Origin of the sequence: Gramella sp. MAR_2010_147, from assembly GCF_900105135.1 — a bacterium.
GTDB lineage: Bacteria > Bacteroidota > Bacteroidia > Flavobacteriales > Flavobacteriaceae > Christiangramia.
The window spans coordinates 3020897-3043369 of the sequence record NZ_LT629741.1 but is presented as its reverse complement, the minus strand read 5'-3'; the positions used below and the strand labels follow the sequence as shown (position 1 = coordinate 3043369).

General features: G+C 39.1%; 17 protein-coding genes. 1 reads left to right on the top strand and 16 read right to left on the bottom strand.

The window, feature by feature from the left end:
• Positions 1 to 171: 171 nt before the first annotated feature.
• Positions 172 to 1176 carry a pectinesterase family protein gene (locus tag BLT95_RS13710; protein WP_089666706.1) on the bottom strand — a complete coding sequence of 335 codons (1005 nt, stop codon included), beginning with the start codon at positions 1174 to 1176 and terminating at the stop codon, positions 172 to 174.
• A 183-nt stretch (positions 1177 to 1359) separates the two neighbouring features.
• On the opposite strand from BLT95_RS13710, the gene BLT95_RS13705 reads away from it, so the two are divergent.
• Positions 1360 to 2409 carry a LacI family DNA-binding transcriptional regulator gene (locus tag BLT95_RS13705; protein WP_089666705.1) on the top strand — a complete coding sequence of 350 codons (1050 nt, stop codon included), beginning with the start codon at positions 1360 to 1362 and terminating at the stop codon, positions 2407 to 2409.
• 2 nt (positions 2410 to 2411) lie between these two features.
• On the opposite strand, the gene BLT95_RS13700 is transcribed toward BLT95_RS13705, so the two are convergent.
• From BLT95_RS13700 to BLT95_RS13635, 15 genes are all read right to left on the bottom strand, one after another.
• Positions 2412 to 3587 carry a Gfo/Idh/MocA family oxidoreductase gene (locus BLT95_RS13700; protein WP_089666704.1) on the bottom strand — a complete coding sequence of 392 codons (1176 nt, stop codon included), beginning with the start codon at positions 3585 to 3587 and terminating at the stop codon, positions 2412 to 2414.
• Between the two features lie 10 nt (positions 3588 to 3597).
• Complete coding sequence (locus BLT95_RS13695) at positions 3598 to 5214, bottom strand: altronate dehydratase family protein (RefSeq protein ID WP_089666703.1); 1617 nt, start codon at positions 5212 to 5214, stop codon at positions 3598 to 3600.
• A gap of 11 nt (positions 5215 to 5225) precedes the next feature.
• The gene (locus tag BLT95_RS13690) at positions 5226 to 6695 is read right to left on the bottom strand and encodes a tagaturonate reductase (protein ID WP_089666702.1); all 1470 of its coding nucleotides are present in this window, start codon (positions 6693 to 6695) and stop codon (positions 5226 to 5228) included.
• Positions 6696 to 6712: 17 nt separating this feature from the next.
• Positions 6713 to 8002 carry a TRAP transporter large permease gene (locus BLT95_RS13685; RefSeq protein WP_089666701.1) on the bottom strand — a complete coding sequence of 430 codons (1290 nt, stop codon included), beginning with the start codon at positions 8000 to 8002 and terminating at the stop codon, positions 6713 to 6715.
• Complete coding sequence (locus BLT95_RS13680; protein WP_089666700.1) at positions 7999 to 8466, bottom strand: TRAP transporter small permease; 468 nt, start codon at positions 8464 to 8466, stop codon at positions 7999 to 8001. Before BLT95_RS13680 ends, BLT95_RS13685 begins: the two co-directional genes overlap by 4 nt.
• Positions 8463 to 9413: a TRAP transporter substrate-binding protein gene (locus BLT95_RS13675; protein WP_089666934.1), complete on the bottom strand. Its 951-nt coding sequence runs from the start codon at positions 9411 to 9413 to the stop codon at positions 8463 to 8465. Before BLT95_RS13675 ends, BLT95_RS13680 begins: the two co-directional genes overlap by 4 nt.
• A gap of 38 nt (positions 9414 to 9451) precedes the next feature.
• Positions 9452 to 10123: a bifunctional 4-hydroxy-2-oxoglutarate aldolase/2-dehydro-3-deoxy-phosphogluconate aldolase gene (locus BLT95_RS13670; RefSeq protein ID WP_089666699.1), complete on the bottom strand. Its 672-nt coding sequence runs from the start codon at positions 10121 to 10123 to the stop codon at positions 9452 to 9454.
• A gap of 41 nt (positions 10124 to 10164) precedes the next feature.
• A complete protein-coding gene (locus tag BLT95_RS13665) occupies positions 10165 to 11190 on the bottom strand; it encodes a sugar kinase (protein WP_089666698.1) in 1026 nt (341 codons plus the stop codon).
• Complete coding sequence (gene uxaC / locus BLT95_RS13660; RefSeq protein WP_089666697.1) at positions 11190 to 12593, bottom strand: glucuronate isomerase; 1404 nt, start codon at positions 12591 to 12593, stop codon at positions 11190 to 11192. Before uxaC ends, BLT95_RS13665 begins: the two co-directional genes overlap by 1 nt.
• 46 nt (positions 12594 to 12639) lie before the next feature.
• The gene (locus tag BLT95_RS13655; protein ID WP_089666696.1) at positions 12640 to 13401 is read right to left on the bottom strand and encodes an SDR family NAD(P)-dependent oxidoreductase; all 762 of its coding nucleotides are present in this window, start codon (positions 13399 to 13401) and stop codon (positions 12640 to 12642) included.
• A gap of 8 nt (positions 13402 to 13409) precedes the next feature.
• Positions 13410 to 14243 carry a 5-dehydro-4-deoxy-D-glucuronate isomerase gene (gene kduI / locus BLT95_RS13650; protein WP_089666695.1) on the bottom strand — a complete coding sequence of 278 codons (834 nt, stop codon included), beginning with the start codon at positions 14241 to 14243 and terminating at the stop codon, positions 13410 to 13412.
• Between the two features lie 395 nt (positions 14244 to 14638).
• Positions 14639 to 16492: a right-handed parallel beta-helix repeat-containing protein gene (locus tag BLT95_RS13645; RefSeq protein ID WP_089666694.1), complete on the bottom strand. Its 1854-nt coding sequence runs from the start codon at positions 16490 to 16492 to the stop codon at positions 14639 to 14641.
• The gene (locus BLT95_RS14360) at positions 16489 to 20685 is read right to left on the bottom strand and encodes a T9SS type A sorting domain-containing protein (protein ID WP_157718069.1); all 4197 of its coding nucleotides are present in this window, start codon (positions 20683 to 20685) and stop codon (positions 16489 to 16491) included. The genes BLT95_RS13645 and BLT95_RS14360 overlap by 4 nt, the downstream gene beginning before the upstream one ends.
• A gap of 31 nt (positions 20686 to 20716) precedes the next feature.
• Positions 20717 to 20869, bottom strand: a complete 153-nt coding sequence (locus tag BLT95_RS14355) for a hypothetical protein (protein ID WP_157718068.1) — start codon at positions 20867 to 20869, stop codon at positions 20717 to 20719.
• 36 nt (positions 20870 to 20905) lie between these two features.
• Positions 20906 to 22462, bottom strand: coding sequence for a DUF5123 domain-containing protein (locus BLT95_RS13635; protein ID WP_231896374.1), 1557 nt, complete (start codon positions 22460 to 22462; stop codon positions 20906 to 20908).
• Between the last annotated feature and the right edge of the window lie 11 nt (positions 22463 to 22473).

Genomic DNA, 22473 nt, shown 5'->3' with positions numbered 1-22473 from the left:
ATTAATTACTGAATCTTTTTTCATATTTATTTTGTAATCGATTGCACTAAAATAGTAAAGCTATATCAGTTTACATAATTTTTTCTTTGAAAAATTATTAAAGTGTTATGAATCGATACTATTTAATATTAAATAAATATTAATAGCAACTGTAGATAATCAAATCTTTAGTTATTTAGCTAAACTTTCAGATGGAACCCAGTTGTCTTCCCCGGCTAACACTTTGTTTACGGTGAATTTCTCTATTTCATTCTCAGTTATTTCCTTTGCCCACTCTACCCTGGTATCTGAAGCACCTGGGCCTTTAGAATTAAACTCCGCATAAAAAGTGGTTTCTTCAGCATTAGGCTTATTCCAGTTATGCCAACCTTCAGGTTTGATCAAAGATGCCATTTCTGTATTTATAAAAACGGTTTGAGCGTAATCTCTCCAGGGCCTTCCGAGATAAAAACTGTTTTTTGGTGCATCACCTATGATCTTACAATCGATAAAAACGAAACCATTTTCTGCCTCTTTTTCTGTAGAAGCGGCAGTAATGTAATGGCCTCCTTCCTTGCAATAAATTTCGCAATTCTCAAAAACAGCAGTAGACCATCCGAAGATGAAATCCGTAGTACCCTCTATATAGCAATCTTTATAATACTGGCGGCTATCTCTTCCATGAAGATAAAGCGTATCTTGATTTCCAAGAAAACGACAGTTCAGAAATACTGCCCTATCGCCGTCAACTCTAACCGCAACAGCCTGGCCTACGGAGCCCGCATCATTCTGAAAAGTAAGATTAATTGCTTTAAAATTATCACCAAAAATAAAGAAGGATGTTGAGCCTGTTGTACCCATTTTCTCCTTAAATTGATTCAGTTTTTGAGCATAATCATCGAAAGTGAGAATGGTTTTTATATTATCTTCTCCAATAAAAGTCACATTTGTTTTCGAAGTTGGGAGTACAAGCTTCTCTTTATAAATTCCATTTTTAATGAAAACGCGGGTTTCAATTTCTCTAAAATCGGGGATTGCATTAATCGCCTCCTGAACGGTTTTAAAATTACCTTGGCCATCTTTTGACACAATAAAATGAACGTTCTTAGCATCTACTTTTTCTACATTCTGGCCTGTAATAAGATTGGCAAGTAGGATAGATAAAACAAACAAGTATTTTTTAAAAAATAAGATCATTTTTGTTTTTTTTTGTAATCGATTACTTAATTGAATGAATTTTCACTATTTTCCTAAAATAATTCTGAAGTTATAATAATTATGTAATTGATGAAATATTTTATTAAAGGATGAAAAATCATATTTTTGCCCCCTCTATTCAGAATATTTACTCAATTTACTCCAGGTACTAATCCAGCCTAAATGAAAAATAAAGAAAAAGTCACCATCTATGATATTTCAAAAAAATTAAATATCAGTGCTGCTACTGTTTCACGGGCTTTAAACAATAACCCTAAAATCAGCGAAAAGACCAGAAAACTTGTTGCAAAGACGGCTGCTGAAATGAATTACAAGCAGAACAGGCTTGCTCAGGCTCTTAAAAAAGGAAGAACAAACAACGTAGGGGTAATAGTCCCTTATATTAACCGTAGTTTTTTCTCATCGGTTATTCGTGGAATCGAAGAAGAACTAACCCCTCATGGCTATCACATTATTATTTGCCAGTCTCACGAAGAGGTGGCTAATGAAGCTGAGCAAATAAATGCCCTTTTAAATACACAGATTGATGGTATTTTTATGTCTGTTTCTAAAACTACACAAACTACAGAACACATAAAAAAAATACAGGAAGAAGGTACACCATTGGTGTTTTTTGACAGAAAGATAGATGTTCCCGGAGTTAGTTCTGTTGTGCTAGACGACTTTAAGGCTGGTTATATGGCTACTGAACATTTAATTAATGAGGGTTGCAGTAGGATCGCGCATCTTTCTGGTGATATAAACCTGGAGATCTACAAGAACAGATATGATGGCTATAGAGAGGCTTTAAAAAAGAACAATATCGATTTTAATCCTTCTTATGTGATTCAAACCAGTAGTAAAATCGAGTCGGGTATGCAAGCCATTGATGAACTCTGGCAATTGGAAGACAAACCTGATGCTATATTTTCTGCCGGAGATTATGCTGCACTAGGTGCTATCCAGGAATTAAAAAACAAAAATGTAAAAATTCCGGAGGATGTATGTGTTGTAGGTTTTAGTAATGAACCTTTTACGAAATACATGGAATTACCAATCACTTCTATGGACCAAACACCGCAGATGATGGGGAAAATTGCGGCCCAGGTTTTCCTTGAACAAGTTCAGGAAGATAAAACAATTAGTATAGAGAAAAGAGTGGTTTTGCCCCCTGAACTATTCATCAGGGATTCTTCCAATAGAAAATTAATTGGCCTGGAAAACGCGGTATAAGATTATAGCTGCGGAATTTCAACTTCCAGCCCTTTTCGCTCAGCTGAAAGATAGGCCGCATAGATCGTGCGAGTCACATCTGCAGCGAGAATACTATTACTTTCGGGCTCTGATCTAGAATTTATGCATTCATAGAATGCTTCCATTTCATGCTGATACCCATTAAACCAGGCTTCATCAGGAGAAATATTAGACCATCCCTGTTTGGTTCCGGTCTTTTCAACCACATAAATATCCTTAAAGTTTTCTTCTTCCGTATTGTAGGTTTGCATCGCATTATTAGGAGTGAGATTACATATCGTGCGATGATTATCTGCGTGCACTTCCAGATAATTCTTTACTCCTCCGTGGAGTAATTCGCTGGCGGTAATATCTGCTACCGTATTATCCTCAAAAACTATATGGGTAAAGGCATAATCTTCGACATCTGTATATGAATCCCTTAAATACTCATTATTCTGATAATTAGGTAACCTTGTAATATTATGAACCCGGCAGCTTACCGATTTTGGCCGAATTGGTTTGCCATTTTTAACTTTACCCTCTACCTGTTTAAGGTATAATGCTCCTGCCAGGGGATGGCAACCTTTTCCCATTAAAGTTCCTCCACCCGAAAGTTTCCATTTTCCATAAGCGGAAGAATGAGAACCGGAATGGGATTGCTGTGCCTGCATCCAAAGAATCTGGGACTTTGTTTTCTCAATTACTTCCCTTTCCTTCTGAATAGCAGGGGCATAAATCCAATTCTCGGCATATAAAATTTTTCCCTTGCTTTTGCTTTCAGCCTCCATGATTTTTTTAAGGCTCTCCAATGCTTTTTGAAGGCCGATTTCCCGAGAGAAAGTATCTCCTGAAAATTCCTCACTTTCTTCCCCAAAATAACCTGTTAGCGGTTTTTCAACGATCACATATTTATCTTTTGCCAGGATCTCTACGATCAGGTTCTCATGAGTTACCGGTGGAGTACATACATGAAGTACATCTGCTTCTGCAATTAAATCTTCTAAAGAATTAAAAGCAGTTAAATTTTTCTCATTACAAAAAGGCTCTAGGTTTTCACGGTTTCTGGAGTACGCGCCGATAATATTCAATTTCACCCCGTATACTCTTTTAAGAGATTCGAAGTGAAACCGAGCTGCAAATCCTGATCCTATAATTCCAACCTTTATCGCTTGCATTTAATTAGTTTTATAATGAAACTCCTCTTTTCCAGGGGATAAAATCATTTTGATTTAGCTGGTCCGCTTTAGACTTAATTTCTCCACTAGCCACCTGAATAATATATTCGAAAAGTTCTTCTCCCATTTTCTGAATGGTCTTTTCTCCTCTGATCACCGCTCCGGAGTCTACATCAATAATATCCGGCATTCTGCGAGCAAGCGTTGAGTTAGAGGACATTTTAATGACCGGTGCAATAGGATTTCCGGTTGGTGTGCCCAGCCCGGTGGTAAAGACCACGACGTTTGCTCCAGAACCTACCATCCCAGTGGTACTTTCAACGTCATTGCCCGGAGTACACAATAAATTAAGTCCGGGTTTAGTAACGTATTCTCCATAATCGAGCACCGCTGCTATAGGAGAAGTTCCTCCTTTTTTAGCAGCACCAGCAGATTTCATGGCATCTGTTATTAGGCCGTCCTTAATATTTCCAGGAGAAGGATTCATATCGAAGCCAGAACCTGCCGCCTCAGCTGCATTTTCATAGGATTTCATGAGTTGCATGAATTTTTGTGCTGTCTCGTCATCGGCACATCTATTGACCAGTTCCTGCTCTACTCCACATAATTCAGGGAACTCAGATAATATTGGAGAACCGCCCAGAGCCGAAAGTAGATCTGATGCATATCCCAGTGCCGGATTTGCTGATATCCCGGAAAATCCATCGGAACCTCCACATTCAAGGCCCAGTTTTAGCTTGGATAGTGGCGCCGGTTCACGCTTGATCTCATTGGCCTTTTTTATTCCCTCAAAAGATTCCCTAATGATCGTATTCAACATTTCATCTACCGTCCCCATCTGCTGCTGTTCATAGATAAACACAGGTTTTTTTATCTCAGGATTTATATCGTTCAGGGCGTTTTTAAATATATCTATCTGCAAGTTCTGACAGCCAAGGCTTAACACGGTGGCTCCAGCAACATTCGGATTATTCACATATCCTGCTAAAAGCTTGGAAAGCATTACTGAGTCCTGTCTTATTCCGCCGCAACCACCCTGATGGGTGATAAACTTAACTTCAATATTATCAAAGACTCCCGTTTCTTCTTCATCAAAATCCACGTTGGTATCTTCATCCTTACCGTTGATCAGGTTTCTAAGAAGCTGGCGTTGTTTTGGAGATTTATGAAATGAGAATTCTTTTTCAAATACATCTTTTAAAAGCTCAATATTTCTGTTTTCACAGAAGACTAGCGGAAAAAACAACCAGATATTAGCTGTTCCAACCTGTCCATCTTGCCTGTGATAACCTTGAAAGCTACGGTCTTCCCATTTAGAAATATCAGGCTTTGTCCAGTCTGAGGTCTCTGTTTTTTTGAAAGTCTTGCTGGCTTCATGCTTCACATTATCTACCGTTAATACATCGCCGCGTTTGATTTCACTGGAGGCTTTACCCACAAGTACCCCATACATATAGATCTTAGCCCCTTTGGCAAGATCTACCATGGTGATTTTATGCTTAGCCTTAACATTAGAAAGTATAATTACCTCTTCTCCTTCAAATTCAATTTTATCGCCCTGAAATAGATCTACAAGCGCAATTGCAACATTATCATTCTTATTTACTTTGATCAGTTTATTTTTCATATCCAGTATTTTTAAGACGAAGGGAACTTTTTGGAGAAAAGTTCAAATCCGTCTTTAATTCCTTTAGTATCTATAACCTCCAGGGCAAAAGCTATCTTTTCTTTTAACTGTGGCAACTCATTAAGGTCTAATCCCCAAAAATCCTCTTTCCCCAGAACGTGCTCAGCAATTTCATTGTAACTATGTAATTCCCATATTTTTTTCATAATCGAAATTACCTTTTCATCGTCTTTTACGGGAAGAGCCTGGCCTTTCCATTTACCATCATAGAACCTTATAAGGCAGGCAAAAGCAAAAGTTAATCGCAAGGGTAATCGATTGTATTTTTTATGAAAACCTAATAGACTGGGAAGTACTCTAACCTTAAATTTAGAGATGCTATTAAGAGCTATACTTGCCAGCTGATGTTTTATAAATGGATTTCTAAATCTATCAAATACTTCCGCCGCAAAGGAATTCAGTTCTTCTTCAGACAGTGACAAGGTAGGATTGATCTCTTCAAAAACAGCTTTTTCTATAAATTCTCCCGTAAAATTATGATCAACCGTTTCCTTAACCGTTTCATTTCCAAATAATATTGAAAATGGTACCATCGTAGTATGAGCCCCGTTAAGTATGCGCACCTTCCTGGTACGGTAAGGTTGGAGATCCTTTACTATTAAAACATTTTCATCGATCTTATGAAATGGTATTTTCGATTTTAGTTCCTCTCCACCTTCGATCACCCATAACAAAAATATCTCTGCAGAAACAATCAGTTTATCTTCCAGCTCCAATTGTTCCTCGTATTCCTCTATATCATCTTTTGGAAATCCGGGAACAATTCGGTCTACAAGAGTATTATGGAAACTATTATTTTCGTTGATCCATTTTACAAAATCATCTTCAAGTTTCCATGATTCAGCATATTTTAATATGATTTTCTTAAGATTATCAGCATTATGATTTATAAGCTCACAAGGGATAATAGTTAGTCCTTTCGCTGGATCGGCCTCAAAATATTGAAACCTCTTATATAGGAGCGCGGTTAGCTTGGCAGGAAAACTTTGATGAGGATATTCCTCTAGTTTATCATTTGCATCATAGGCTATCCCGGCTTCAGTAGTATTGGATATAATAAACTCCAGCTCTTCTTCTTTAGCAAGGTTTAAATATGATTCATAATCTTTATAAGGATCATAGGCATTCTGGATGCAAGAGATAGTTTCATTCAACTGGATCTCTTTACCCTGCTTTATCCCTTTCATAAAAAGATTATAAAGCCCATCCTGTTCATTAAGTACACTTATCATTCCTCCGGCAAGAGGCTGGATCACGGCAACACCGGCATTAAAGTCTGCTTCCTTATTCAACTTATTGACCAGGTAATTTACAAAGGCTCTCAGGAAGTTACCTTCCCCATACTGAACTATTTTAATGGGAAGCTTCTCAGTAATCCCCGCATTTTCTCTATTTAGTCTCTTCGTTTTAATATTTTCCATTTTCAGAATATTAAATTTTAATCAAATAATTCTGGTAACCAAAGACTGATTGCCGGAATAAAAGTTACCATTAACAGTACTATTGCCATGACCACATACAATGGCAGTAAGGGTTTTATTACTTTCTGGATCGTCGTTTTTGCCACTCCTACCCCAATGAACAGCACGGAGCCTACTGGTGGCGTACAAAGTCCCACACAAAGGTTCATCACCATAATTATCCCGAAATGAACAGGATCTACTCCCAAGTTTTCCATCACGGGTAAAAATATTGGGGTGAAAATTAGAACAGCAGGAGTCATATCCATGAAGGTTCCTACGAACAACAATAACAGGTTAATGATAAGAAGAATCACATATTTATTGTCACTAAGTGCCAATAAAGCTTCACTAACCGTCTGAGGAATATTTTCATAAGACATCACCCAGGACATACTCATTGAGGTTGCGATAAGCAGCATCACAATGGCTGTTGTGCTTATTGAGCTTAAAAACACTTTATGAAGCATCTTTCGACTCAGTTCTCCATATATCATAGAAAGAACAAAACAATATAGAACGGCAATTCCAGAGGCCTCCGTAGCGGTGAATATTCCTGAGACAATCCCTCCAATAACCACTACTAATAATAATAAACTGGGCAGGGCCTTTAGAAAAGTTGAAATAATCAGCCCGAAACTACTGGTATTTCCTGCTGGATATTTCTTTTTCTTGATCCAAACAGCTGCCACTAACATCAGGGCCAACCCCATCAATATTCCCGGTAAATATCCCGCCAGAAACAATGACGCGATAGAGACTCCTCCACTGGCGAGTGAATATACGATGAGTACATTTGAAGGTGGTATTACCAGCCCAGTGGTAGAGGAAGTTACATTTATAGCTGCCCCAAATTCACGGGAATAATTTTCTTTTTCCATTGGAGGTCCAAGGATCCCCCCAATCGCTGATGCTGCTGCTACAGCTGAACCGGAGATTGCACCGAATAGCATAGCTGCTATCACATTCACATATACCAACCCCCCGGGTAAGGATCCTATAAGAGCTTTTGCAAAATTTATCAAGCGGTTTGCTATCCCTCCCTGGTTCATTATCTGGCCTGCCAGGATAAAGAAAGGGATTGCCAGTAAAGAAAAACTATCCAATCCTGTGGCCATTCTTTGAGAAACAGTCGTAAAGGCGGCTAAAGAATCTATACTTGCTAACATGGTGAACAGACACGATAATCCAATAGACCAGGCTACCGGCACCCCGATAGCAAGAAGAACCACAAAAGAGATTACCAGTATTAAAACTTCAGATATCATACTAAATACTTTTCCGGGTTCATAATTTCATTGAACTTATAGAATACAACCAGAATACCACTAATGGGTACCACCAGGTAAACCAGGTATAACGGAATTTCCAAAGCTGCGGAACTCTGTCCCAGTTCATAATTAACGTAAACCAGGTTTCCTCCACCAATAATAAGAACAGTAAGTCCAAAGAATATTATTAGAATATTAATTAAAATTCTTAGCTTCTTTTTGTTCTTCTTTTCTAATTTTTCTTCAAGTAAATTTATAGCAAGATGCTCCTGCTGGCCGGCAGCATATGCCGCACCGAGAATCCCTATCCAAATAAGTAAATATCTGGCTAACTCCTCTGTAATCGAGCTAGGGGACTGCATTACATATCGTGAAAATACCTGCCATAAAACTGCCATAACCATTATGGTTAACAGGATAACCAGAATGGTTCCTAGTACCTTATCCAATCTTTTTTTCATTTAACCGCTTGTATTTCTTCAATAATATTTTTCATCTCTGGATCCAGTCCAAATTCATCATACATAGGTCTAACCATGCTCCTAAACTGCTCCTTATCAGCTTCTATAACTGTTACCCCGGCCTCCTTAATCTTTTCGAGGGCTTCCAGTTCAGCTTCACGCCATAATTTCTTCTGATATTCAGAAGATTCCATAGCGGCTTCCTTAAGCCATTGTTTTTCTTCCGCTGAAAGTTTATTCCAAACAGGAGTTCCAATCACCAATTCATCTGGCAGTGCAGTATGCTCATCTACCAAGAAATACTTGCATACTTCATAATGCCTGGAAAGATGAAAACTCGGAAGATTATTCTCTGCCCCATCTACGATTCCTTGCTGAAGTGCCGTATATAATTCACCCCAGGCGATAGGGGTTGGCGAACCTCCGAGATTTTTCACCATATTAATAGCGGTTTGACTTTCCATCACCCTGATCTTAAGTCCTTCCAGGTCTTCAGGGGATTCTATAGGGGTTTTGCTATAGAAACTACGGCTCCCGGCATCATAAAAGGTGAGTCCTTTTAATCTTTTATCTAAACTGGAATTAAGAAATGCTTCTCCAATCTCACCTTCCAGAACATTGAATCTATGTTCGCGGTCACGGAATAAAAATGGAAGACCAAATACCTTAAGTCCAGGGGCAAAATTCTCCATTACTCCTGTAGATACTTTTGTCATTCCCAGGCTACCAATTTGGAGCAGCTCAAGACATTCTCTTTCAGAACCCAGTTGCTGATTAGGATAAATATCTATTTGCATTCTTCCTCCAGATTTCTTCTTTACCCTTTCCCCCATAAAGGTCATCGCTTTATGAACCGGATGACTGGTATCCAGACCGTGGCCAAGCTTTATGATACGAGTATCACTGTTCTTTTCACAACCAAATGTTGTAAAAATGAAAAGAAGCATAAGAAATGTTCTTTTAAATATATCCTGTTTTCTCACGCTCATTTTCTTAAACTTTGTACGATCTCAATGGAAGATTTTACCTTCTTTGAAATAGCTTCATAATCATAATCTCCATTTTCTTTCTGAACGAAAAGCTTTGATCCGATCCCTACACAATGAACTCCCGACTCAAACCATGCTTCCAGGTTTTCTTTGGTAGGACTCACGCCTCCTGTGGGCATAATACTACTCCATGAAAATGGACCTTTTACAGCTTTTACAAAGGATGGTCCACCCACCTGACTTCCCGGAAATATCTTTACCACCTCTGCACCTAGCTCTTCGGCATACGAGATTTCAGTTACCGATCCGCAACCCGGCATCCAGGCTATTTTTCTCCGATTACAGGTTCTGGCCATTTCAGCATTTACAATTGGAGAAACTATAAAATTCGCTCCAAGTTGAATATATAATGAAGTGGTTCCCGGATCTATCACAGAACCTACACCCAGCATCATTCCCTCGAAGTTCTTCTGAACATATATATTTAATTCATCAAAAACCTTATGGGCAAAATCACCACGGTTCGTAAACTCAAAAACCCTGGCACCTCCCTGGTAACAGGCCTCAACTACTTTTTTGCAAACCTCGATGTCGGCATCATAAAAAACAGGAACGATTCCCGTTTCTTTCATAGTCTGAGCCACCTCAATTCTAGTATATTTTGCCATTTATGTGATTTCTATCAGGATTTTATCCTGTGATTTGTATTTTATCTTTTGATTCTTCCGCCGGTCTTACCTTCCATTACCTCTAAAACCTCATCTACACTTACCAGGTTAGCATCTCCAAGAATGGTGTGTTTTAAGGCACATGCGGCATTGGCAAATTCAAGTGTTCTTTGATCATCATAATGCTGAAGACCATAAATGATACCTGCGGCATAAGCATCTCCCGTTCCTATTCTATCTACCACAGAGGTTATCTCTAATTCGTTGGTAGCAATATAATTTTCTCCGGTCCAGGCCTGGCCGTATATCTTCTGCCAGGAAGCACTTAAGCCGGTTCTAACTTTGTCGAATACTTTTTCGATGGAAGTACACTCCTCCATTAATCTATTACTGGCTTTGATGAAATTCTCCTTATCAAAAGAAAAATCAGTTCCCAGAATCTCATTGATCTCATTTACCCCACCAATAAATACGGTGGAATAAGACACTAGTTCTTTTAAAATCTTATGGCCATCTTGCCCGTATTTCCACAGATTACTGCGGTAAGCTGGATCTGCCGTCACCACAATCCCCTTTTCTTTAGCGACTTTTAAACCGTCTTTCAAAGTTAAATAAGCACCTTCAGAAATTGCAGGAGTGATGCCGGTCCAGTGAAAATGAGTACAGCCCTCAAAACATTTCTCCCAGTCCACCTGTTCCGGTTTAATATGAGCAAAGGCACCATGCAATCTATTGTAGGCTATCCTGCTGGACCTAAGGCCGGAACCTACTTCAAGAAAATATATTCCTAATGGGTACGCCACTTTATTTACAGCGGTAACATCTATTCCCGCTTTTCGCATTGCTGCGATGGCTGCGTCTCCTACCAGATCATTAGACACATTCGTGATATGTTGTGTTTGCAGATCAAAAAAAGAAAGGGAGGCCGCAACATTCATTTCGGTACCACCGAAGAAAAAATCCATCTGGTGTGCCTGTTGCAGTTTTCGATGCTCGGAAGGCGATAGCCTCATAAGCACTTCCCCGAAAGTGACCACCTTTGCTGTATTTGATTTATCCGGCTCCATTAAAAGTCAAAATATTCTTTAGCATTATGATAGCTAATGTCGGCGATGGTTTTTCCTACTAATTCTAGATCCTCCGGTAATTCACCTTTTTCTATTTCCTCACCAAAAAGATTACATAATACTCTCCTAAAATATTCATGCCGGGGATAAGAAAGAAAACTTCTGGAATCTGTAAGCATCCCAATAAAGCAGCTAACCAGCCCCATATTAGAAAGAGCATTAAGCTGCTTGATGATTCCATCTTTTTGATCCAGGAACCACCAGCCAGAGCCAAACTGTACCTTCCCTTTGATGCTTCCATCATTAAAGTTACCAATCATACTGGCAAAGATCTCATTATCGGCAGGATTCAAATTATATAGAATTGTTTTGGTAAGTTTATCCTTACCATCCAAAGCATCCAGGAATGAAGATAGATTTTCTGCCTGGCTGTAATCTGCGATAGAATCCCAACCAGTATCCGGTCCAAGTTCTTTCAGCATTCTTTTATTATTATTCCTCAGAGCCCCCAGGTGAAATTGTTGCACCCATCCAAATTCATGATAAGTTTCACTCAGGTATAATAAAATAGCCGTATGGAATTTTTCAGCTTCAAGATCGGTCAGATTTTTACCAACAATTTTTTTCTTGAAAATTTCATTGATCTCATCTGCTGAATAATCCTCAAAAGAGATATAATTTAGACCATGATCACAAAGCCTGCAACCATTAGCATGGAAATACTCAATTCGGCTGCGAAGAGCTTTTTTCAGGTCGTCGTAAGAGTTAATGGACACATTGGCCACTTTCCCTAACTGTTCCAGATAATTATTATAAGTTTCAGACTCAATAAATATAGACTTATCTGGTCTAAATGCCGTACTCACTCTTATGCTGAAATCACTATCAGCAAGTTTTTTATGATATTCCAGCGTATCTGTAGGATCTTCGGTAGTACAAAGTGTTTCTACATTCATCTTTTTCAGCAAACCACGACAGGAATTTTCTGGTAGCTGCAACTGTTTATTTACCTCCTCGTAAATTCGCTCTGCAGATTCTTCATTCAGCAATTCATCTATCCCGAAGTATCTTTTTAATTCAAGATGGGTCCAGTGATAAAGAGGGTTTCTAAGAGTATGCGGAACTGTTTTAGCCCAGGCCATAAACTTTTCTTTATCGGAAGCATTTCCTGTAATATATTTTTCATCCACCCCCATAGTTCTCATCGCACGCCACTTATAATGATCGCCCGCTAGCCAGACCTGAGTGATATTTTCAAAATTTCTATCCTCAGCAATATCCTTTGGTGGTAAATGATTGTGGTAATCTATGATAGGCTGCTTCTCGGCGTACTGACGGTATAAACGTTCAGCATAAGTGTTCTGAAGCAAAAAATTATCGGTAATAAAAGTATCTTTTTTCATCTTACTGGTATTCGTGTTATTCGTTATAGGGCCTTTAAAAAATTAATTAGCGCCCCATCCAACCGCCATCTACGGTTAATATTGCTCCACTCATATAATCACTGGCTTTCGAGGCCAGGAAAACAACAGGGCCTTTAAAATCTTCTGGCTTACCCCATCTACCTGCCGGAATTCTCGCCAGGATAGCCCCGCTTCTATCGGGATCCTTTCTTAGGGCTTCCGTATTATCTGTAGCAATATAACCAGGAGCAATTGCATTTACCTGCACTCCCTTTCCTGCCCATTCATTAGACAGAGCCATGGTTAACTGGCCTATAGCTCCTTTAGAAGCGGCATAACCAGGTACCGTTATTCCTCCCTGGAATGTTAATAAAGAGGCGGTAAAGATCACTTTTCCACTTCCACGTTTTATCATTTCCTTACCTAATTCCCTGGAAAGAATGAATTGGGCATTTTGATTTACCTCGATCACCTTATCCCAGTATTCATCTGAATGTTCTGCGGCAGGAGCTCTTAAGATCGTTCCGGCATTATTAACAAGGATATCAATGGTAGGGTTCTCTGACTTAACTTTATCTATGAATTCATGTAAAGACTTCCTGTTGGAAAAATCACACTGATATCCTTTAAATTTTCTTCCTTTTGCAACTACAGCATTTTTAATCTCTGATCCCGAAGTTTCCAGACTAGCCGAAACTCCCAGAATATTTGCACCCGCCTCTGCCAAAGCTTCGGCCATTGCAAAACCAATTCCTCGTTTACAACCGGTAACCAGTGCTGTTTTTCCTTCTAGAGTAAATAAATTCATCTTTTAATTTATTTTAATTCGTCAACAGATACTTTATCCATATCCCCATAATCCAGGTTCTCCCCAGCCATTCCCCAGATAAAGGTATAATTTGAAGTACCTGCCCCGGCGTGTATGGACCATTCTGGTGAAATTATGGCCTGGTGATTTTGAAGAAAAATATGTCTTGTTTCCTGAGGTTGCCCCATAAAATGGCTAACCGTTTGCCCCTCTTCCAGATCGAAATAGAAATAAACTTCCATTCGTCTTTCATGAGTATGTGGCGGCATCGTATTCCAGATATTTCCATCCTGAAGTTCAGTCATCCCCATTTGTAACTGACAGGTTTTTACTACCGAATTCACCAGCAACTTATTGATAACCCTTTTATTTGAATATTTTGAATCTCCCAACTCCACGATCTCTGCTTCCTTCTTGGTTACTTTTTTCGTTGGATAGGATGTATGGGCAGGAGCCGAATTAATATAGAAGAAAGGCTGCTCATCTGTAGCCTCAAAAATCACTTCTTCATTTCCTCTACCTACGTAAAGAGCTTCTCTATGGCCTAGTTCAAAAACTTCCCCGTCTACAGTAACTTTTCCTTTACCTCCAACATTGATAACTCCTAATTCACGACGATCAAGAAAATTTTTAGCTTTTAACTCATCAATGGCTTCAAGTTTCAGAGATTTTGTAACCGGAAAAGCACCACCTGCAATGTAGCGATCGTACATAGTATAGGTCAGTGATATTTGATCTTTAACGAACAAATCTGGTATTAAAAAATGTTCTCTTAATTCGTCTGTTGTATATCTTTTGACATCATTAGGATGATGTGCATATCTAAATTCTGAATGAGTCATAATTATAACTTTTTATTTAAATGCAATCGATTACACGAATATAATGATTTTTTTTAGTTTTTAAAGTATTCACAATTTTTTCATCAAAAAAAAGCAGGATTAGCAAACTAAAAATCAATTCATCATTTGAAATTCAGAGTTCCTAGTATTTCTACTGAACATTATTTTCTATCATGTTCTAATTTGTTTCTACGTATTCCTGATTCTATTATTTTAAAAAAAAGGTGCGACTATTGGCCGCACCTTTAACTAAAACTAATTTAAAAAACACTAAGCATTTTTAAACTTTAACTCCATAATTCACCAGAAAGATTACAGCAATCTTATTCTGAAAATTAATAGGCTACAGGCTGGTAACCAAAGTTAAAATTCATGTTATTCATATAAATTATATTTTAATATTCAAATGCTCCCAGATCTGGTGCAGCACCGTTAAATGGCAAACCTACATCCACTCCTGCATCTATTAGATCACTATCTGCTTCCAAGTGGAAAAAGCTCACATCAGGAAGGCTACCATCTTCTTTTCTAGGTCCGGTTAACTCAGTATAATCTATACTTTCATAGTCCTCTACTGAACTTTCCACTCCTTCTGTATCCCAACTATTATTAGTAACATCAAGTGTCGCAGCATTAATACTGCCAACTTCACCTAGTACATTACTATTCTTAATTATTAGAGAACCTAGCGGATTTGTACTTCCAAAACCATAATTGGTCCCGTTATCATAAGCAGAGCAATTGTAAAGCGTTACCTCGCCTCTATTGCTATTGTGATCAAAGCCATCAAATCTATTACCTACAGCTATTGACCTAATGTAAATAGCATTATGTTTAAGATCCTTGTCATCGCTTCCTCCGGTCTTAAAGCCATTACCATCTCCACCACTCACCGAGCCATCCTTTAGATAACCGTTTTTAATGGACCAGCAATTTTCATGAGTCGTTGTTACATTATCTGCATTCCTTAGATAACCATCCCAGCCATCATCAAGATTTTGCCATGCCCTACACCCAATGAACTTATTACCTGTACCTACATTTAGTTTAGCAGCAAATCCATCAGCATTTTCAAGAGTTGAATCGGCATTAAAGAAAGAATCGCAATTCAGAATGGTGTTATTTGCGGCACCATTATCTAATTGAAGCCCGGTATCTGAACATTCAGAAAAAGTACAGAATTCAATGAGGTTATTATTTCCCTTTATTTGCATACCATTATCACCGGCTTTAAACACATCGACACCTTTAATGTGCCAGTAATCTGCATTTAATTCTATCCCGCGGTTCGATGAATTTTCAGTCATCGAAGAAAAATCGAATTTTGGCCTGGTTTCATCTTCAGGATGTGCTAATAAAGAAATCATACTACCCGCAAGACCACTGGTACCGATATTAATGGTAGCATCAAAAGTATAATCCCCTCCCCTTATATAAATATTTTCACCCGGAACAGCTGCGGCAATAGCCTCTAAAATTTCCTGAGAAGTACTTACTACTTTCCCCTGAATAGAAGAGGTGTTTACCCCTGTCCTGAAGGAAAAAGTATTGCTAATAGCCGTATTTTTCCCGTCCGTAGTTTCCACGTGCCAGTAGTAAACGCTATTAGGTTCTACCTCTATTTCCAGGGAGGTCTCTGTAAGACCTTTCCATTCTTCCGGTGGTTCCTGATTTCCATCTACCGTATCTGCAAATAAAGTATAGGTCAAAGCATCTCCATCAGTATCGGTCGAGGTTGCATCCCATTCAAGGGTCACCTTACCATCAACCGGCGATACCATAGATCCAGAAGCAGGCGCCATAAGAGATGCAGGAAAAGGAACATTATTAGACCCAGGCTCGCCGGCTACATAAAACCGGTAAGCTTCTGAAGCGGTAGTTTCTTCTCCGTCATTCTTTGAAATAACTCTCCAGGTATAGGGGTTTCCCCTTTCCAGTCTAACTATGATTGCAGTTGTATTAAGATTAGGTCGCTGTGTAATTTCCTGGGTAGCCAAATTTGTGATCACAAGATCATAAGTGTCGGCACCACTGGCTTCACTCCATTCAAAAGCTACTTCAGCCATATTGGCTACAATATCGCCTATTTCACATTCGGTATTATCCTGCGGAAGTACCAAACTGGCCACTCCCGGGACTACATCATTAATTACCTCGGCATCATCGTCACTGGAACAGGACACCGTTAAAGCTGCCATGACAAAGATCATGAGAGCTTTGCAACAATGTATATTTATATAGTTTTTCATGATTTAATAACTTTTATGGTTTTATTTACCGTGGCCGATTTCAATAGAAGAAAATATATTCCGTTTCTAAAATTGGTAAGATCAAGTTGAATCACACGGTCCGAAGGAATTTCCTTTTTTTCTGAAATAAATTCCTGTCCGCTAAGGTTAAGCAGGGATACGTCTATATTAGTATCTGTCCCGTTTATATACACCTTTAGGTCTCCCCTGGTTGGATTAGGAAACAGCACGACCTCTTCAGAAAGTAAGACTTCCTTATTGAAAGTACCCTGACATTCTGAATCGGTGAAAATCGAAAACTCATTTTTACCGATTTCCAGGTCTAGAACTATGCTCGACTGTGTGGTAGTTGTAATTTTTCCGTTATGTGAAATTTTATACTCTTCTGCTCCATCCAGTGAAAAGCTTACCGTATTATTCGAATAATTTACCGAAGAATAAGCTGCGAGAGCCGTTGGGCCTTCTATAGTTACATTGAAACACTGCTCATATTCATCCTGACCGTCTACGGTCACACATATATCATAATTTCCTGCTGTAAGATTTTCAATATTAGCTGAAAAACCATTAGAAGAAGATAAAGTGGCAGCACCGCTACCTGTACCAGAAACTGAAACGTTATAAGTGTAATTTGTATCTGCCGCACTAATGCTAATAGCTCCGTCACCGTTCCCATTACAACTTACCTCCTGAACCGATATTGCAAAGTTATCTGCTGCCAGGCTAAAAACCTCACAACCAAATACATCTACAACCGTACCTTCTGGAGTATCCGGGCAATTATCCTCAAAATTGATGATTCCGTCTCCATCATCGTCATCACACACATCTCCAATTCCATTTTCATTAACATCTGCCTGATCTGGATTAGGAGTTGAGACACAATTATCATCAGCATTCAGAACTCCGTCCCCATCAATATCTCCAAATGGCCCATCGGGTTCAGCCTGAAAAACGATATCACTTGTGGTTTCACCTGTTATTTCCAGCGTATTCTCCGGAATAAAATAACCATCTACACCATCACTCTCTATGGTATACTGAACATTTGGTTCAAGTTTTACAGAATAGGTACCCGCATCTGAATCAATTATTGGTTTAGGAACATAAAGTGCATCAGCACCCGGATCTGGAGTAAATGTTAAGGTTAAATCCTCAATATTTCCATCCAGGCCAATAATAGAACCCGTAACAGGATAAATTTCGACTTTTTCTATAGTGATATCAAAAGTGGTTGTACTTTCTGAAACTTCTAATGAAGTCCCGCTAGAAATTACATATCCATCTGCTCCCGCCAGGGAAAGATCGTACTTAAAGCCGATTGGTAACTCAACCTGGTAGGAACCATCTGTTGGCACTGCATTCCAGGTTTTTCCTTCTTCAATAGAAAATACTATCGAATAGTCTTCAGGAATTCCTGGAGCATCAGTAAGATCTACGTTTCCTGATAAGTTAGTATAAGTGGCAGGCGTTCTAATAATTCTGAAATAGCTTGGCTTATCGGCCGTATCATAAATATGATAGTTTCCGTTTGCCTTTGCCACAAAACTTACTTCCTGAAGCTCACCACCCACACTTACCACGTCATTCTGGAGTTCAGGGTTTGCAATATTCTCAAAGTGAAGCTCCCCATTTCCATCCTGACCGAGCACCCAAAGAGTTACTTTATCATCTTCATTTAGCTCCAAACTCATAAAGCGGTCTGTAGCACCTCTGGAATTGATGTAAATTCTCCCTTTAAATTCTTCATATTCGTCTATGTTCTCGTCATATCGGGTCAAATTGGTGTTAGTGGTTCGTAAACGGTCACTTCCGCCTCCAGTAAAGCTAAGATCACCAGCTGTAAAATCTGGTAAAGTATTCCCAGAGCTTCCCGGTGTAATGGATTCATCATACCAGGAATTTATTCTTGCTTCGTTCAGCATATTGTTATACTGAGATTCATCCAGTTGAGTAGCCCCAAAATCCCAAACATCGGCCAGACCCTCCACATAAATTAAATCTTTAACTATACTGATATCAAATGAAGAAGTACTTTCCGTTACTTCAAGACTGGAATTACTCCCTATGGAATAACCTTCAGCTCCGTCCAGTGAAACCTCGTACTGATATCCAACAGGAAGAACTATACTATACGATCCTCCATCGGTAAAAGGAAGTTCCCATGACTTCCCAAGTTCATTTGTGAATACGATATTGAAATCTGATGGGATACCTTCAGCTTCTGCCACGTCCACGCTACCTGTTACTGTAGTATAGCTGGCACTTTTCCGTACGATCCTGAAGTAACTTGGCTTATCAGTATCGTCATAAATGTGGTACGTCCCTGCAGCTTTAGCCATAAAGCTAATTTCTGTAAGCTCCTCGCCCACGGCAATCACGTCATTTTGCAGATCAGAATCGGCTACATATTCAAAATGGATATTTCCGGTCCCATTCTGCGTAAGAGTCCACAGAGTAACCTTATCATCTTCGTTTAATTCAAGGCTGAAATATCTTCCCGTAGCTCCCGAAGAATTGATATATACCCTTCCTTTAAAATCGTCATATTCATCGATATTCTCATCATATCGGGTCAAATTGGTATTGCTGGTTCGCAGGCGGTCACTTCCACCTCCGGTAAAGCTAAGGTCTCCAACAGTAAAATCTGGCAAAGTATTGTCTGCGCTTCCGGGTGTAATTGAGGCATCATACCAGGAGTTGATAATATCTACTGACAATTGATTGTTGAATTGAGATTCCTCCAATTGTGTCGCTCCGAAATCCCAAACATCAGCCAACCCATTTCCTGAAGCTCCATCCTTTTGAATCAATAAATTCAGGGCAGTGTTTTCTATAATTTCTATGTTAGTACTGCCGGTGATTGAATACCCAGCGGCTCCTTCAAGAGAGATGTCATAAGTGTTACCCGCAGGCAGGTCTACCGTATAAGATCCTTCAGAAACGGAAGAACTCCAGGTATCACCACTTTCATTGGTAAAAACTATACTGTAATCACCAGGTATGTCTGAGGCTGCAGTAACATCTACATTACCGCTTACTGTAGCAAAAGTTGCGCTCTTTCTAAGAATCCTGAAGTAACTTGGCTTATCAGTATCATCATAGATACGGTAAGTTCCCGTTGCTTTAGCGGTAAAGTTCAATTTGGTAATTTCTTCTCCAACAGCTACCACATCGTTCTGTATAGAGGAGTCGGAAGCATTTTCGAAATGGATGTTTCCCGTGCCATTTTGGGTAAGTGCAAAAATCGTTACCTCATCATATGCCTCCAGATCAAGACTAAAAAATCTTCCCGTAGCTCCCGAGGAGTTTATATAAACCCTTCCTTTAAAATCGTCATGATCATCAATATTCTCGTCATACCGGGTGAGATTTGTATTGGTGGTTCGCAGGCGGTCACTTCCACCGCCGGTAAAGCTTAGATCTCCAATAGTAAAATCTGGCAAAGTATGTCCTGAAGTTCCTGGCGTTATGGATTCGTCATACCAGGAATTGATAATTTCTACTGATAGCTGATTGTTGTACTGAGACGCATCCAGTTGAGTAGCACCAAAGTCCCATACATCTTCAGCATTATCTGATTCTGCAGAACCGGTGCCGCTTTCTCTCATAATTCTGAAATAGCTCGGCTTATCACTACTATCATAAATACGATAGGTTCCGGCGGCCTGAGCAACGAAATTCAGTTCAGTGAGCTCTTCTCCTACAGCAACTACTTCGTTCTGCAAGGACGGATCGGCAACATACTCAAAATGAATGTTTCCCGTACCATTCTGGGTAAGTGCCCAAATGCTTATTTTATCATTCTCATCTAAATTGAGACTGAAATATCTTCCTGTTGCACCCGAAGAATTTATATATATTCTTCCTTTAAAATCTTCATAATCATCAATATTCTCATCGTAGCGCGTTAATGCAGTATTGGATGTTCTTAGTCTGTCACTTCCACCACCGGTAAAGCTTAGGTCACCCGCAGTAAAATTTGGTAAGGTGTTATCCGAACTTCCAGGAGTAACAGAGGCATCATACCACGAATTGATAATTTCTACCGATAATTGATTGTCATACTGGGTTTCGTCCAGCTGCGTGGCACCAAAATCCCAGACATCAGGCAAAGCTGAAGATTCCTGGGAGTACCCCGTCCCAATTCCCAAAAAAAGGAAGAGGCATAAAAAGTGTAATCGTTTCATCATTCCATAAAAGATTTAAGTTTAAAATTTAATCCTATCCTGGTTTTTGAATTGTTTTAATTTCTAAACAACTTTTAGTAAGCTGGCCAAAAAAAGGCCCCAGGTCATAATCCATTTTTGAACTATGATAAGTATCTAATACCAGTATTTCAGAAATATAAAAAGGGTGTGCTTCTTTACGATGCATACCCTTCTTATATTTAGAATTTACCTAGCATTATTTTTATCTCCAGCGAGGATCTCCTATCTGATTATCTATAAGTGTTTGATTTGTCACTGTAAAGTCTCCTGTAGATGGATCTACAAAACCTGGATCCAGGTTAAAAGGATTATTACTATCAAAAATGTACTGAGAATCATCAAAGAATCCTGGTGCATTAAAATAATTGTTATTGCTAAATGTCGGGGATTCATCTATTCCTTCCCTATCCGCATAACCTTCAGATTCAGTATTCGCAATAATTGTATTTCTAACGGTTACATCATTAGATACAAACCGAACGTATAACAATCTTCTGCTGTCATTATCGGAAACCGCGTATATCGTATTGCTGTCTATAAGAATATTAGCAGTTTGACCACTATCATTAGAAGTACCACTCGCATCCATCCTTATAAAGTCACGTCCCGGAGCAACATTATAAAAAGTATTTTCTATAAGGTTGATATTGAGTACATCTGAATTTCTGAAATCTATAAAATCACCACCTGAAGTGAATATATCGTATATAATGGAATTTTCTACCGTCAGATTTTGTAAGATGGCATCAGTTTCATTACCCGCAATAAAGGAACGTGAATAATTATGGATTACAGATCCGCTAATCAATAAGGAATTGTAATTCCCAGGTCCTGTATATCTTACTACATCAGAAAGGTCTTCTGAACCTTCACCCAGACCTTGTAAATTCAGGTCGATCAATTCAACATCATCTGCTCCGGCGACTAATTCGAAATTAAGTTGTAGAAGTGGTTTGTCGAAACTTCTTAACCCTCTAATGGTTAAAGATTTATCCAAAGTTACCGTTCCAGTTTGAGCTGTATAGTCACCCGGTTCAAGTACAAGAATATCACCTGCGACTGCATCTGTAATCATCTGCAACAGATCATCTTCCGGAGTAACTAGTTTACCATCCCCAATATCGATTCCAGTAGTAAAGGTTTTCACCCCTCTAATCTGACTACCATTGAGCAAGGTGGCGGTATATTCTGTTTCAGACTCGAGCCCGGTTACAGTGGCTATCCCTGCGGCTTTATCTTCAGGAGTAATCGTATAAGTAATATCTCCTGGACTTAAAGTGATTTCTGTAACCTCGCTATCTGGAATCCATCTAAGAATAGCTTCTTTAGCTTTGATGTCACCGTCTTCACCTTCTATAAATATCTGCTCGGTTAAAGTTCTGGCCGTGGTTACAGCCCAGGAAGAATCGTCAAGTCCTCTGTCACTAATAGCTTTTACCCTTATAGAATAAAGGGTTTCACTTTCTAAAGGTACCAGAACCGGTAACTCATTAGGATTCACCTCGACTGTTCTAACAATATTGTCGAATTGCAAAGAATCATTGGCAAACTCGACTATATAACTATTCGCATTTTCATTCACTGTCCAGTTTAACTCTACGTTAATTTGGTTCCTAACAAATGCGCTTAGGTTTACCGGAGCAAATTCCCGGTCTACCGGCAACTCTTCGATAAGCTCTTTATCGTAGTCACAAGCTGTGACCGCAGACGCAACCAGTAGCACTGTGAGCAAACTTTTTAAAATATTTCTTACTTTCATAATTTATAGAT

What these genes read in the sequence shown, in the direction of transcription:
- BLT95_RS13710 (WP_089666706.1), bottom strand. Translation starts at nt 1,176, where the DNA reads ATGATCTTATTTTTTAAAAAATACTTGTTTGTTTTATCTATCCTACTT.
- BLT95_RS13705 (WP_089666705.1), top strand. Translation starts at nt 1,360, where the DNA reads ATGAAAAATAAAGAAAAAGTCACCATCTATGATATTTCAAAAAAATTA.
- BLT95_RS13700 (WP_089666704.1), bottom strand. Translation starts at nt 3,587, where the DNA reads ATGCAAGCGATAAAGGTTGGAATTATAGGATCAGGATTTGCAGCTCGG.
- BLT95_RS13695 (WP_089666703.1), bottom strand. Translation starts at nt 5,214, where the DNA reads ATGAAAAATAAACTGATCAAAGTAAATAAGAATGATAATGTTGCAATT.
- BLT95_RS13690 (WP_089666702.1), bottom strand. Translation starts at nt 6,695, where the DNA reads ATGGAAAATATTAAAACGAAGAGACTAAATAGAGAAAATGCGGGGATT.
- BLT95_RS13685 (WP_089666701.1), bottom strand. Translation starts at nt 8,002, where the DNA reads ATGATATCTGAAGTTTTAATACTGGTAATCTCTTTTGTGGTTCTTCTT.
- BLT95_RS13680 (WP_089666700.1), bottom strand. Translation starts at nt 8,466, where the DNA reads ATGAAAAAAAGATTGGATAAGGTACTAGGAACCATTCTGGTTATCCTG.
- BLT95_RS13675 (WP_089666934.1), bottom strand. Translation starts at nt 9,413, where the DNA reads ATGCTTCTTTTCATTTTTACAACATTTGGTTGTGAAAAGAACAGTGAT.
- BLT95_RS13670 (WP_089666699.1), bottom strand. Translation starts at nt 10,123, where the DNA reads ATGGCAAAATATACTAGAATTGAGGTGGCTCAGACTATGAAAGAAACG.
- BLT95_RS13665 (WP_089666698.1), bottom strand. Translation starts at nt 11,190, where the DNA reads ATGGAGCCGGATAAATCAAATACAGCAAAGGTGGTCACTTTCGGGGAA.
- uxaC (WP_089666697.1), bottom strand. Translation starts at nt 12,593, where the DNA reads ATGAAAAAAGATACTTTTATTACCGATAATTTTTTGCTTCAGAACACT.
- BLT95_RS13655 (WP_089666696.1), bottom strand. Translation starts at nt 13,401, where the DNA reads ATGAATTTATTTACTCTAGAAGGAAAAACAGCACTGGTTACCGGTTGT.
- kduI (WP_089666695.1), bottom strand. Translation starts at nt 14,243, where the DNA reads ATGACTCATTCAGAATTTAGATATGCACATCATCCTAATGATGTCAAA.
- BLT95_RS13645 (WP_089666694.1), bottom strand. Translation starts at nt 16,492, where the DNA reads ATGAAAAACTATATAAATATACATTGTTGCAAAGCTCTCATGATCTTT.
- BLT95_RS14360 (WP_157718069.1), bottom strand. Translation starts at nt 20,685, where the DNA reads ATGATGAAACGATTACACTTTTTATGCCTCTTCCTTTTTTTGGGAATT.
- BLT95_RS14355 (WP_157718068.1), bottom strand. Translation starts at nt 20,869, where the DNA reads ATGCATCGTAAAGAAGCACACCCTTTTTATATTTCTGAAATACTGGTA.
- BLT95_RS13635 (WP_231896374.1), bottom strand. Translation starts at nt 22,462, where the DNA reads ATGAAAGTAAGAAATATTTTAAAAAGTTTGCTCACAGTGCTACTGGTT.